Annotated in this window: 10 protein-coding genes; 3 read left to right on the top strand and 7 right to left on the bottom strand. The window is 37.5% G+C overall.

Going from position 1 to position 13,272, the window contains the following annotated elements; all coding sequences use genetic code 11:
• Positions 1 to 154 precede the first annotated feature (154 nt).
• Positions 155 to 1,783, top strand: coding sequence for a hypothetical protein (locus EPI11_RS15560; RefSeq protein WP_128390907.1), 1,629 nt, complete (start codon positions 155 to 157; stop codon positions 1,781 to 1,783).
• Between the two features lie 68 nt (positions 1,784 to 1,851).
• Here EPI11_RS15560 and purT read toward each other — a convergent pair whose 3' ends face one another.
• The 4 genes from purT to EPI11_RS15540 all read right to left on the bottom strand — a co-directional run bounded on the left by purT (position 1,852) and on the right by EPI11_RS15540 (position 5,930).
• Entirely contained in the window at positions 1,852 to 3,018 is a 1,167-nt protein-coding gene (gene purT, locus EPI11_RS15555; RefSeq protein WP_128390906.1) for a formate-dependent phosphoribosylglycinamide formyltransferase, read from the bottom strand.
• 65 nt (positions 3,019 to 3,083) lie between these two features.
• Positions 3,084 to 3,578 carry a hypothetical protein gene (locus tag EPI11_RS15550; RefSeq protein WP_128390905.1) on the bottom strand — a complete coding sequence of 165 codons (495 nt, stop codon included), beginning with the start codon at positions 3,576 to 3,578 and terminating at the stop codon, positions 3,084 to 3,086.
• 46 nt (positions 3,579 to 3,624) lie between these two features.
• Positions 3,625 to 4,809, bottom strand: a complete 1,185-nt coding sequence (locus EPI11_RS15545) for a pyridoxal phosphate-dependent aminotransferase (RefSeq protein WP_128390904.1) — start codon at positions 4,807 to 4,809, stop codon at positions 3,625 to 3,627.
• Positions 4,810 to 4,835: 26 nt separating this feature from the next.
• On the bottom strand, positions 4,836 to 5,930 hold the full coding sequence (locus tag EPI11_RS15540) for a fatty acid desaturase family protein (protein WP_128390903.1): 1,095 nt from the start codon (positions 5,928 to 5,930) through the stop codon (positions 4,836 to 4,838).
• Between the two features lie 111 nt (positions 5,931 to 6,041).
• Between EPI11_RS15540 and rsmG the strand changes: the two genes are divergently transcribed.
• On the top strand, positions 6,042 to 6,671 hold the full coding sequence (rsmG, locus tag EPI11_RS15535) for a 16S rRNA (guanine(527)-N(7))-methyltransferase RsmG (RefSeq protein ID WP_128390902.1): 630 nt from the start codon (positions 6,042 to 6,044) through the stop codon (positions 6,669 to 6,671).
• Between the two features lie 42 nt (positions 6,672 to 6,713).
• On the opposite strand, the gene pruA is transcribed toward rsmG, so the two are convergent.
• The 3 genes from pruA to EPI11_RS15520 form a co-directional block, all read right to left on the bottom strand.
• Entirely contained in the window at positions 6,714 to 8,339 is a 1,626-nt protein-coding gene (gene pruA / locus EPI11_RS15530; RefSeq protein ID WP_128390901.1) for an L-glutamate gamma-semialdehyde dehydrogenase, read from the bottom strand.
• Positions 8,340 to 8,451: 112 nt separating this feature from the next.
• Positions 8,452 to 8,838: a Co2+/Mg2+ efflux protein ApaG gene (apaG, locus tag EPI11_RS15525; RefSeq protein WP_128390900.1), complete on the bottom strand. Its 387-nt coding sequence runs from the start codon at positions 8,836 to 8,838 to the stop codon at positions 8,452 to 8,454.
• 114 nt (positions 8,839 to 8,952) lie between these two features.
• Positions 8,953 to 10,221: a type IX secretion system plug protein gene (locus EPI11_RS15520; RefSeq protein WP_128390899.1), complete on the bottom strand. Its 1,269-nt coding sequence runs from the start codon at positions 10,219 to 10,221 to the stop codon at positions 8,953 to 8,955.
• 173 nt (positions 10,222 to 10,394) lie between these two features.
• On the opposite strand from EPI11_RS15520, the gene EPI11_RS15515 reads away from it, so the two are divergent.
• A complete protein-coding gene (locus EPI11_RS15515; RefSeq protein WP_128390898.1) occupies positions 10,395 to 13,202 on the top strand; it encodes a M16 family metallopeptidase in 2,808 nt (935 codons plus the stop codon).
• Positions 13,203 to 13,272: the final 70 nt, after the last annotated feature.

Genomic DNA, 13,272 nt, shown 5'->3' with positions numbered 1-13,272 from the left:
ACGGGTTTTCTAATAAAATATTTTTTTTAATTAAATCCTTCCTTCCAGAGGGATTTTTTTATTTGTAATCATCGCTTTCTTATTAATATTTGTATTTGTTTGTAACATTTGTACGCATTTCGCGTATAATAAGTAACCAAACACAAAAACAATCATGAGAAAGCCACTGGCAATTCTTTTTTTATTCTTCATTGCATTTTTATTTTTCTATTTCGCTTTACCGGTAATTAATTATGGATTCGTAGGCTTTGCCGTACTTCTTCTTTTTCTTATCGTGTTAGGAAATTTTTTAACGGCAGATATTAGTATCATTAATAACAAGGGGAAAATTAAATTTTCTAAGTTCAACAAAGTGATGTTTGCTTTAGCAGGTGTTATTGTTGTCTATTTAACGTTGTTACCCTTAATTACAAGTGCACCAATATTTAAGAGCCAGTCTTATCGCGAAATGATAGGCAAGGTACATCCGGGTAAAGAAATGGTAAACCACATTGCGCCTTTACCTATCAATAAAGTTAGGGTGGTAGACGAGGAACTTGCTTATTTATTAGGGGAGAAGATCCTGGGGTCTGATCCTGCGTTAGGCAGTAAGTCAGAACTTGGTGAATTCTTTATCCAGAAAGTGGGTAACGATCTTTACTGGGTAGCACCTCTTTTACATTCAGGTTTTTTTAAATGGCTGAACAATCGCGAAGGTACCGAAGGATATGTAATGGTATCTGCAACGAACGAACGTGATGTAAAACTGGTTCAGACACTTAATGGTGTCGACCTGAAAATTAAATACCAGCCGGGTGCTTACTTTGGCAGTGAGGTAGCAAGGCATCTTTACTTTAATGGATATGCTACTACCGGATTAGCCGACTATAATTTTGAAATTGATGATAATGGTAAGCCTTTCTGGGTAGCTACTAAATATAAAAAACGCATTGGTTTTGCAGGAGACGATGCCGTAGGTGTAGTACTTGTAGATGCTCAAACCGGCGCTATTAGTGAATACTCTATTGCCGATACGCCTAAATGGGTAGACAGGATACAACCTATATCGTTTATCATTGAACAGTTAAGCGACTGGGGTGAGTATGTAAAAGGTTACTGGAACTGGAGTAACGAAAACAAGCTTATGATTACCGAAGACCTTACCCTGGTATATGGTGAAGACGGAAGATCATACTGGTATACAGGAGTATCATCTGTAGGTAAAGAAGAATCGGCAGTTGGGTTTGTATTGGTAGATACCCGTACAAAAGAAACAACAATGTATAATCAAAGTGGTGCTACAGAGTATGCTGCGCAGCGTTCTGCCGAAGGTAAAGTGCAGGAAAAAGGATATCGTGCTTCATTGCCCGTTCCATATAATATCAATAACATTCCTACCTATGTAATGACGCTTAAAGACGGTGGAGGATTAGTGAAAATGTATGCTATGGTTGCCATTGGCGATTATACAATAGTAGGCGTGGGTAACACTATGCGTGAAACTTTAATGTCTTACAAGAATGTATATAATATGGCTGGAAACAGGGTAAACCCGGGAACGAAAGACAGCCGTACTGTAATTAGTACAGTTGTAACCCGTATACAGAGCGATATTAAGAACGGTAACAGTTTTTATTACTTTACGGTAAACAGTAACCCTAAAATATTTATTGGTTCGTCACAGCTTTCTAATGAGCTTCCTGTAACAATAGTAGGAGACAGCATTAAAATATCATTTGATGTAGACAACGAAGAAGTAATCGATGTTTCTACGTTTGATAACCTTAAGATAGGAAAGAAGTAATTCTATCTTACCTTAAAAAATAAAAGCCGCAGGTAACTGCGGCTTTTTCTATATAAATAAGTTTTGGTTTATGCATGGACTTTAACAAGTCCGGCTGCAGCTTTTGCTTTTTCAATAATATCTTCAATAGGAGTGTCTAAACTTTCACTTACTAAGGCTACCCCCATTCTTCTGTAAGGGCGGGAGGTTGGTTTACCAAACAGTCTAAAGTCCGTTTTAGGTAGCGCAGCAATTTCTTCTACACCGCTAAACGTTGGATTATCGCTGTTTTCAGATGCCAGTATTACAGCACTTGCCCCGGCTCTTTCAAGCGTGATTTCTGCAATAGGCAGGCTGAGTATCGCACGCAGGTGCAGTTCAAATTCATTAAAGTTTTGAGTTCCGGCAAGGGTAACCATTCCGGTGTCATGCGGTCTTGGCGAAAGTTCAGAGAAATAAACACCTTCATCAGTAAGGAAAAATTCTACGCCAAAGATTCCTGCGCCGCCTAAGGCTTCGGTCACTTTACGGGCCATGTCCTGAGCTTCGGCTATATCCTTATCCATTACATTGGCAGGCTGCCAGCTTTCCTGGTAGTCACCACGTTCCTGTCTGTGTCCGATAGGCGCACAAAACAGAGTAGGGTTATTATTTTGAGTTACGGTTAAGAGCGTGATTTCAGAATTGAAGTTTACAAATGCTTCAACAATTACCTCTACCACATCTCCACGAGAACCTTCAACAGCATATTTCCATGCTTTCTCGATATCTTCTTTTGTTTTTATAGTAGACTGTCCTTTACCTGATGACGACATTAACGGTTTAACTACGCATGGCATACCTACCTCGGTAACTGCCTTTTTAAGTTCTTCACCCGATGTCGCATAACGGTAATTTGCAGTACGTAAACCAAGGTCTTTTGCAGCGAGGTCACGAATTGCTTTACGGTTCATTGTGAAGTTTGCTGCTTTGGCAGATGGCACTACTTTAATACCCTGTTTTTCGTAATCGTAAAAACGCTCTGTGCGGATCGCTTCAATTTCCGGAACAATAAAATCAGGATTATGTTTGGCTACAATAGCATCAAGAGCGGCACCGTCAAGCATGTTTATTACTTCAAAGCCATGTGCTACCTGCATGGCAGGTGCATTTTCATAGCTGTCTACGGCAATAACCGTTTGGCCTATGCGCTGTGCAGCAATAACAAATTCTTTACCTAATTCTCCTGATCCTAAGAGTAATATTTTTTTCTGCATTTTTGGAATAGTATTTTTAGATGATTTTTTGGAATGCTAAAGTTACAATGTTTTTAAACATTGGCTTATTGAGTTCCCTGCATTATTTTAAGTTTTTGCTTTGTTAGGTACACCACTAATAATCCTCCTGTAAATGCTACAATTACTGTGGTAAAAGCAAAAAAGAAAATCATTGCAATGAGTGAATAAGGAACAATGGCTAAAAATGCTGCATCACCTATTCTAATCCACTGGGCAATTATAGCAATAAAGTAAATAGCTGCGATAAAAACAAAAAGTTTTACGGTAACTAAAAAAGTAAAAAGAAAGCTTGTGCGAAGCATATCTTTTTTCTCCAGGTTTGGAGCTATTGTCTTACCGGTTCTCCATAAAATAATGGCTAATGCTGCTGCGATGAGAGTCCATACTGCCGGATTCCAAAACAGTTTAAAACTGGCCAGATTTAACAAAAAACGAAATGGATAAAATTTTGATGCCGAAAGTGCCATTGTACCCATTGCTAAACCTATTGGAAGTCCGATTAGCAATGAAAATATAGAGCCTGTTTTTTCTGTGTCCATAAAACAAAAGTATAAAAAAAGCCCCGCAAATTGCAGGGCTGTATTTTTAAGCCAGAGCTTCTTTTATTCTTTTAAATGCTTCTTTCAGTATGTCTTCGCTGGTAGCGTAAGATATACGGATACAGTTAGGGTTTCCAAATGCATCACCAGTTACTGTAGCAACATTAGCTTCTGCTAAAAGATACATAGAAAGATCGTCTGCATTGTTTATAGCTATACCACGAAGTGTTTTTCCAAAGAAGTGAGACATATCAGGGAATACATAAAACGCACCTTCAGGAACATTGATCTTAACGCCCGGGATTTCTTTTAGTAAACCTACTACAAGATCTCTACGTCCGTGGAATGCTTTTACCATGTCGTTCAATACGCTTGGATCGGCATCTACAGCAGTAATAGTAGCACGCTGTGCAATACTGTTTGCACCACTGGTTACCTGGCCCTGTATTTTTGTACACGCTTTAGCGATAAATTCAGGAGCACCAATGTAGCCTATTCTCCATCCTGTCATAGCAAATGCCTTAGCAACACCATTAACAGTAATTGTTCTGTCCATCATTCCAAGGATAGAACCTATGCTGCAAAAAGTCCCCGAGAAATTAATGTGCTCATAGATCTCATCTGAAACGACATATATGTTTGGATATTTTTCTAATACTTTAGCCAGTGCTGTAAGCTCTTCGCGGTTGTAAACAGATCCACTTGGGTTACATGGCGAACTGAACCACATCATTTTTGTTTTTGGTGTGATAGCTGCTTCAAGCTGATCCGGTGTCATTTTAAAATCGGTATCTACAGATGTTGGTACTTCTACCGGCACACCTCCCGAAAGTTTAATGATCTCAAAATAGCTTACCCAGTAAGGAGCAGGAAGTATAACTTCGTCACCATCATTAAGCATTACCTGGGCAATGTTGTATAGTGACTGCTTAGCACCTGTAGAAACTACAATTTGCGAAGGCTTATAGTCTAGATCATTGTCTCGTTTAAATTTTCTGCAAATAGCTTCTTTAAGTTCTACATAACCTTCTACCGGAGTATAAGTACTATAGTTTTCGTGAATGGCCTTAATAGCAGCTTCTTTAATAAAATCAGGAGTATTAAAGTCTGGTTCGCCAAGGCTCAAGCTAATAATGTCTATTCCTTGTGCTTTAAGCTCTCTGGCTTTTGCAGCCATTGCAAGGGTTTGTGATGTAGATAAGTTATTAATTCTGTCAGAAAGCGGATTCATTGATGTAGAACGTTTTTTGGATTATACTAATTTAATGCGGGTTTCATCCCTAATTCTTTCAAATGTCTAAAGTGGGCAGCAACAGCAGCTCTCATGGTTTTAAACTCATGGTAAGGCAAGTTGTGTTCTTTAGCCGTTTGTTTTACAATTTCGGCTATTTTACCATAATGGATATGGCTTATATTTGGGAAAATGTGATGTTCTATCTGGTGGTTAAGACCTCCTGTAAACCAGTTTACAATTTTGTTCTTAGGGGCAAAATTTGCAGTAGTATACAATTGGTGAATGGCCCATGTGTTTTCCATTTCGCCATTATCATCAGGAATTGGGTTTGAAGTTTCTTCTACTACGTGAGCAAGCTGGAATACAACACTCAGGATAAGTCCGGCAACATAGTGCATTACAAAAAAGCCTACAAGCACTTTCCACCAAACAATACCCAAAAGTATTGGGGTAACGATCCATATCATCACATAGATAATTTTTGTAATAAATAATACGGTCCACTGTTTAACAGGACTTTGAAACTCACCATAAGAGAGACCTCTTTTAATGTAGCGTCTCATCTGTTTAATGTCTGTAGTGATCGCCCAGTTAAAAGTTAAAAGTCCGTATAGAAAAATCGAGTAGTAGTGCTGAAATTTATGGATCTTCATCCATTCGGCAGTATGTGTAAAACGGATTATCCTTCCGGCATCCAGGTCTTCATCATGTCCATGAATATTGGTATATGTGTGGTGAAGTACATTATGCTGTACCTGCCAGTTGTATACATTCCCTGCGAGCAGGTAAAGGCTTCCTCCCATAAACTGGTTCATCCATCCTTTACTTGAATAAGAGCCGTGGTTGCCATCATGCATTACATTCATACCTACGCCAGCCATACCAATACCCATTACTATAGATAGCAGTAACTGTATCCATAAAGGCATGTTTAAGGCAAGGATAATAAAATAAGGGGTAAGCAGTAGTGAAAACATGATAACTGCCTTAAGGTGCAGTTTCCAGTTTCCGGTTTTTTTTATGTTGTTCTCTTTGAAATAGTCGTTAACCCGTTTGTTTAACGTTCGGAAGAATTTTATAGAGTCATTTTTAGAGAAAACGGGAGGATTTATATGCATATAAAACAATATATAGTATTGAGGTTCAAAGGTAGTTATATTTGGAAAGCCAAACTAAACATAGGTATAAAATATCGTGCCAAATGTTTACTTTTGCTAAAATTAAAAATAATGGAGGAGATAATAAAGCATTTCCCGGATCTTACCGAAATCCAGCTGGAACAGTTTGCAAGACTTGAAGCTTTGTACACCGATTGGAATGCTAAGATCAATGTGATTTCAAGAAAAGATATTGAGTCGCTTTACACCAAACATGTTTTGCACTCGCTTGGTATAGCAAAAGTAATGGATTTTAAGCCAGGTGCTTATGTTCTGGATGTGGGTACAGGTGGTGGTTTTCCTGGTATACCCTTAGCTATACTTTTTCCTGAAGTACGATTTTATCTTATCGATGTGATCGCTAAAAAGATAAAAGTAGTGCAGGAGGTAGCCGAGGGATTAGGACTGAAAAATGTAAAGGCAGAACAGATTCGTGCAGAAAATGTAAAGGGTGATTTCGACTTTATTGTGAGTCGCGCCGTAACAAATATGCCCGATTTTGTGACGTGGATAAAAGATAAAATTAAGAAAAAACAAAACCACGAATTAAAGAACGGTATCCTGTATTTAAAAGGTGGCGATCTTACTGAGGAACTTCAGGATTTTCCAAAAGCAACGGAGTATAATTTATCTGACTTTTTTAAAGATGAATTTTTTGAGACAAAAAAAGTGGTGCATTTGCCATTGAAATTTAAAGCATAAAAAAAGGCTTCCGATTTGGAAGCCTTTTTTGTTGTATGTTGATTATCCTAAGAAAGGATATCTGTAATCTGTTGGTGTAACAAATGTTTCCTTGATCGTTCTTGGAGATACCCAGCGAACTAAGTTCAGGATAGAACCTGCTTTGTCATTAGTTCCTGATGCTCTTGCACCACCAAATGGCTGCTGACCTACAACGGCACCTGTTGGTTTGTCGTTGATGTAGAAGTTACCTGCGCTGTTCTCTAGCGCTTTTGTAGCTTCTTCGATAGCATAACGGTCCTGGCTGAATACAGCACCTGTTAGAGCGTAAGGAGATGTTTCGTCAACTAACTTAAGCGTTTCGCTCCATTTAGCATCTTCGTAAACGTATATTGTCAGTACCGGGCCAAATAGCTCAGTACACATTGTGTCATATTTAGGGTTTGTAGTTACAATAACGGTTGGCTCTATAAAGTACCCTACAGATTTATCGTAGTTTCCACCTGCAACAATCTCAGCATCCTTAGCGCCTTTAGCCGTGTCAATGTAACGGGCAAGTTTGTCAAATGAAGCCTCTGTAATTACTGCAGATACAAAGTTTGAAGGATCTTCAGGAGATCCCATCTTCATAGAAGCAAGGTCTTTTACCAGTAAGTCTTTTACTGTTGGCCAGATAGACTGCGGAATGTAAGCTCTCGATGCAGCCGAACATTTTTGTCCCTGGTATTCAAATGCACCTCTTGAAAGAGCTGTAGATACTTGTGCAGGAATAGATGATGGGTGAGCGATAACGAAATCTTTACCACCAGTTTCTCCTACAATTCTTGGATATGATTTGTAGATGTTTATGTTTTGGCCTATCATCGTCCAAAGGTTATTGAACACGTCTGTAGAACCTGTAAAGTGAACACCCGCAAGGTCACGGCTTGATGTTAGTGTTTCACTGATCATACCCGGATTACCGTGTACCATGTTGATAACACCATCAGGAAGACCTGCAAGTTTAAATACTTCCATAATTACATTTGCACTGTATACCTGAGCAGCGCTTGGTTTCCATACCACTACGTTACCCATTAAGGCTGGAGCAGAAGGCAGGTTACCAGCGATAGCTGTAAAGTTAAACGGAGTAATTGCATATACAAAACCTTCTAATGGGCGGTGTTCCATTCTGTTCCAGATACCTTCAGAAGATATCGGCTGTTCTGCATAAATTTGAGTCATAAATTCTACGTTGAAACGTAAAAAGTCAATAAACTCACAAGCTGAATCGATTTCTGCCTGGTGTACCGTTTTAGCCTGAGCTATCATGGTAGCGGCATTGATTTTTGCACGGTATGGTCCTGCAAGAAGTTCTGCAGCTTTAAGGAAAATAGAAGCTCTTTGTTCCCAAGCCATTGCAGCCCATTTTGGTTTTGCCTCAAGAGCAGCTGCGATCGCTTTTTCTACATGCGCTTTTTCTGCTTGATGAAAAACACCTACCACTTTTTTGTGATCGAATGGAGGGTTTATATTTCGGGTATTTCCGGTGCGGATCTCTTCGCTACCGATGTATAAAGGCACATCTACTGTAGTGTTGTACATTTCTTTAAATGTAGCTAGTACCTGCTCTCTTTCTAGGGTTCCCGGAGCATAAGATTTAACGGTTTCGTTAATTGCTTTTGGTACATTGTATATTCCTTTTGGCATAGTAAAAAATAATTTTAAAGGATTAAAAATAAAGTAGTGCAAATGTACAACAAATTATTCATCCCGTATTTGCAAAAAATACAGGAAAAAGTACAAAACACTGATTATAATGTTAGTTTATTGCAAACGGTGCACTTAGCCTAAATGTAGGTACTATAACCTTGAAAGTGCGGGTTGTAGTGAAGTTTATCATGCTGAAATATCCACGCATGGCGCCAAATGGTGATGCTAAAAGACAGCCCGAACTGTAAGTGTGTTTTTCACCCGGTTTAAGTACCGGTTTTTTACCAATTACGCCTTCGCCGTCTACTGTTTCAATGTCGTTTAGTGAATCGAATATTTCCCAGTGGCGGGTATTCAGCTGCACAGAATCTTTGCTTTGGTTTTCTATGGTTATCTCATAGCTAAAAGCAAATTGGATCCTGTAGTTTTTAAAGTAGGTTCCTTCAAAATTTGTGGATACTGATATTTTTATGCCTCTTGTTATTTGTGTTACCATAGTAAAACCTGTTTAATGGTTCTCAATTCTTGCCTCAAAAGTACAAATTTATTGTTTTATGGGCTAAATTTCAAACATTAAATTAGTGATATAAAATATTTAACTAATTGATTTTTAGTTTATAATGTTTTCTGAATTGGCCGATCCTATGCCGATTACCTTATCATAACGGTCATTGTTCTCCCTGTAGTATACTAATATTGTATATTCATTTTCAGTTTGATAGAAGTTACCGTCTACAACATGCTCGCCGTCTACTTTACCATTTTTATCGGCAGTAACATACATGTAGTTTGTAAAGCCTTGTTTTACCATAATGGCTTTTTCATACATGGCGGTTTTTTCATTGTAGTCCATTTTGTACTCGGGAGTTTTAGAATAGTTGTTAAACATACCGCCTACATAAAGATCTTTTTTCTCATAAAAAGCCGGAGCACTCAGGCTGAAAAACACCCATGAATAGTCAGATTCCAATACCGGATTGCTCACATTAAGGTTAATATTCCTTACCTGGAAATTACCGTTAACATCCGGGTAGTAGGTGTATGTTTTACCACTACGTGCCTCGGTTGGGTAAAGGATGGTATTGTAAATTTCGCCGGCAGTTATGCGCAGTACATTGTTAACAGCGTTACGAATGTCTTTGTTGTCAAAGTACAGGTATTCATTGCCTGCCCAAAATTGCGTTTCCTTATCGTACTTGTAAATAAGGTCGTTACCTATAGTATATTGTGGCTTAACGTTATAAATGGCGTTGTCAAAACGTCCGTTTTGGAATAGGGCTACTTTTACATTTTGCAAGGGACTCTGGAAAATAATAGCCTTACTTTTTATTGAAAATTCAAGGTTTTGTTTTTCCTGAATAACAGCCATATCTCTTGCTCTTTTTACCTGAACGGGTACTGCTACCTGCTCTTCATAAAGTATAAATCTTCTCGAAAAAACAACCTCACGATCGTCGTTAAGTATTTTTAAGATATAGTTGCCTGAAAGTAGGAGTTTCGTAAATTTATTTGGAAATGATAAGGTATAGCGCGAATAAATTTGAAGCGTGTTAAAAGAATTTTCATAATTTTGAATCCTTTGATTATCAAATCCTTGTATGTAATCGTTTACGGTAAGCTGAGACGATGGTGTCCAGTCGTAATTACAATGGGTTATTGTATAATAATAGTTGGCTTCGTTACCAAATAAATCATCAAAAGAAAAAGAGAAGCTTTCTCCCAGCCTAAAGAAAGGGTATACGTTTTCATTACCTCTTAAAAAAGAGACCGTTTTAATATTGTAGGGAGGAGGAACCTCTTGTTGTACCTGTGCAGAGAATGTTAATGGCAAAAGAAAAAGCAGTGCGAAAACTATAAACCGTGTAAAGGCATTTGTCATTGTAATCTGGTTTTATTCGTAAACGTAAATATAATAAATATATTACACATAAGCTTTTTACTTTGTAATATGTGGCTATTCGTGTTTTATTAAGATTTTAATTATTAAAAAGAACAATAAATTTAAATTGTTCCAGTTTTATTTGCAACCAAAACTATAAATATAAGCGATTTATGAAACATTTTAAATTATGGGTATTCCTCGCAGCAATACCTCTGTCAGGTATGGCTCAGGAATTGAAAGGGGATGCCTTAATCCCGTTTGATCCGGCTGTAAAAACCGGAAAACTAAAGAACGGACTTACTTATTACATTAGGAAAAATGCAAAACCGGAAAACAAAGTAGACCTTAGGCTTGTTATTAATGCCGGTTCTATTCTCGAAGACGACGATCAGCAGGGTCTTGCCCACTTTATGGAGCATATGTGCTTTAACGGTACAAAACGATTTCCTAAAAACCAGTTAGTAGATTATTTGCAAAGTATTGGTGTAAAGTTTGGACAGCACCTTAATGCGTATACAAGCTTCGATGAAACAGTTTATTTTCTTCCTATACCAAGTGATGACCCTGTAAAACTTGAAAAAGGATTTCAAATTATTGAAGACTGGGCATTTAATACCATACTTACACCCGAAGAAATTGATAAAGAAAGAGGTGTAGTACTTGAAGAATACCGAATTGGTCTTGGTGCAGAAAGCAGAATGAGAAAGCAGTTTATGCCTAAAATGATGTATAAGGCACATTATGCCAATCGTTTGCCAATAGGACAGAAAGAAATACTGGAGAATTTTAAATATGAAAAAATAAAGAAATTCTATAAAGACTGGTACAGGCCAAATTTGATGGCTGTAATTGTGGTAGGTGATATTGATGTTGCCGAGATGGAGAAAAAGATCAAAGATCATTTCTCGTCTTATGAAAATCCTAAAAATGAACGTCCAAGAAAAATATTTGATGTTCCTAATCACAAAGAAACTTTTGTAGCAGTTGAGAGTGATAAAGAAGCATCTTCTGCAAGAGTACAGTTGGTTTATAAAGATTATTCAGAGCCTAAGCCGGTACTTACTATTAACGATATGAAGGATGAGCTTTATGAAGGGCTTTTTTCTACCATGCTTAACAACAGGCTGGAAGAATTGACGAACTCACCAACGCCTCCCTTTACTTATGGTTATAGTTTCCATGGCGGTATTGGGGCAAGAACGAAAGAAGGGTACCAGTCGTTTGCTATGACGCAGGAAGGAAAACAGCTTGACGGTTTAAAAACCCTGGTAGAAGAAAATCAAAGGGTTAAAAAATTCGGTTTTTCTGAAACAGAACTGGAAAGGGCAAAGACTGAATGGCTGGCTATGATGGAAAAGGCATACAAAGAAAGAGACAAAACAAATTCGGAGAGCTTTGTAAGTGAATACCAATCAAACTTCCTTACAAAAGAAGCTGTTCCGGGAATAGAATGGTCATTCAATGCTATGAAAGTATTATTGCCGGGAATAAAAGTAAATGATATAAACGGACTTATAAACACCTATATCAAAGATGATAACCGAGTAGTTGTTTTTACAGGCCCTGAAAAAGAAAACGCTAAAAAGCCTACAGAACAGGAAATACTTAGTGTATTGAACCAAAAGGACAATAATCTTACTGCATATAAAGAAACCGAAGTTGCTAAAAGTCTTTTAAGAAATGAAGTCAAGCCCGGCAGCATTACTAAAAAAGAATCGAATGCTAAACTGGGAACAACTACCCTTTTCCTATCGAATGGTGCGAAAGTAACTTACAAAAAAACCGATTTTAAAACCGATGAAGTTTTAATGGATGCTGTAAGTTTTGGAGGTACTAACCTTTATAGTAATGAGGAGTACAAAAAAACGCAATGGGCAGATGGTGCATTAACTGATGCAGGTTTTTCGGGGCTTAAAGTGAATGATATCAATAAGTTCATGACAGGTAAAATTGCAAGGGTGTTTCCATATATTCAAGGTACTACTGAAGGTTTTAGAGGAAGTTCTACTCCTAAAGATATGGAGTACATGTTCCAGATGATGTACGCTTATTTTACAGATCTAAATCTTGATAAAGAAGCCTATGAGGGGTATAAAGTAAAACAGGCAGCTTATTATGAGAATATGGCTGCTAACCCAAATTCATATTTTACACAGGAATATTTAAGCTTCCTTAATAAAGATAATCCGCGTTTTAATGGTTTGTACCCAAATCAAAAAAGCTGGACTGAGACAGATTACGAACTTTCGTATAAAAAATATAAAGAGCGTTTTGATAATGCTGCCGACTTTGAATTTTTCTTTGTAGGTAATATTGATGATAAAGCTATCGAAGAATACTCTGCTAAATATATTGCTTCACTTCCTTCCAGCAGTAAAAGAGAAAAAGCAACCGATCTTGGTTTCCGTCTGCCTAAAGGTGATCTTAAAAAGATTGTAAATAAAGGTACAGAACCTAAAAGTAATGTAAGGATAATGTACCATGGCGATACACCTTACAATGCTAAAGAAGCATTAGCTATGGAAGCATTAGGAGAGATCCTAACGATTAAATTAGTAGAGCAGTTAAGAGAGAATGAAAGTGGCGTGTACGGTATTAATGCAAGTGGATACCTAAACAAAATTCCTTATGGATCTTACCGTTTTAATATATCATTTCCATGCGGACCTGATAATGCTGAGAAGTTAACAGCTTCTGCTCTTCGTGAAGTTCAAAAGATAATTGACAACGGACCGGAAGCAAAAGATTTGGCGAAATACAAAGAAGGTGAACTTTTAGATTATAAAAAACAAATAAAAGAAAACCGTACATGGTTAAGCAATTTAAAGAGTGGATATACCGAAGGGGAGAATCCTGAAAACATCTTTAAATTTGAAGAAAAAGTAACTGCACTTACTGCTAAAGAAGTACAGGATGTGGCTAAAAAATTCCTTACTAAAGACAAGGTAATTGCAATGCTTATGCCTGAAAAAAGTTAATTTAAATAAAGCTCATAAAAGAAATCGCCCCGCATTGCGGGGCGATTTTGTTTTTTATATAGGTGATGGT

This window comes from Flavobacterium cerinum (assembly GCF_004028155.1).
Lineage (GTDB): Bacteria > Bacteroidota > Bacteroidia > Flavobacteriales > Flavobacteriaceae > Flavobacterium > Flavobacterium cerinum.
This window is presented reverse-complemented; position numbering and strand designations above follow the sequence as displayed.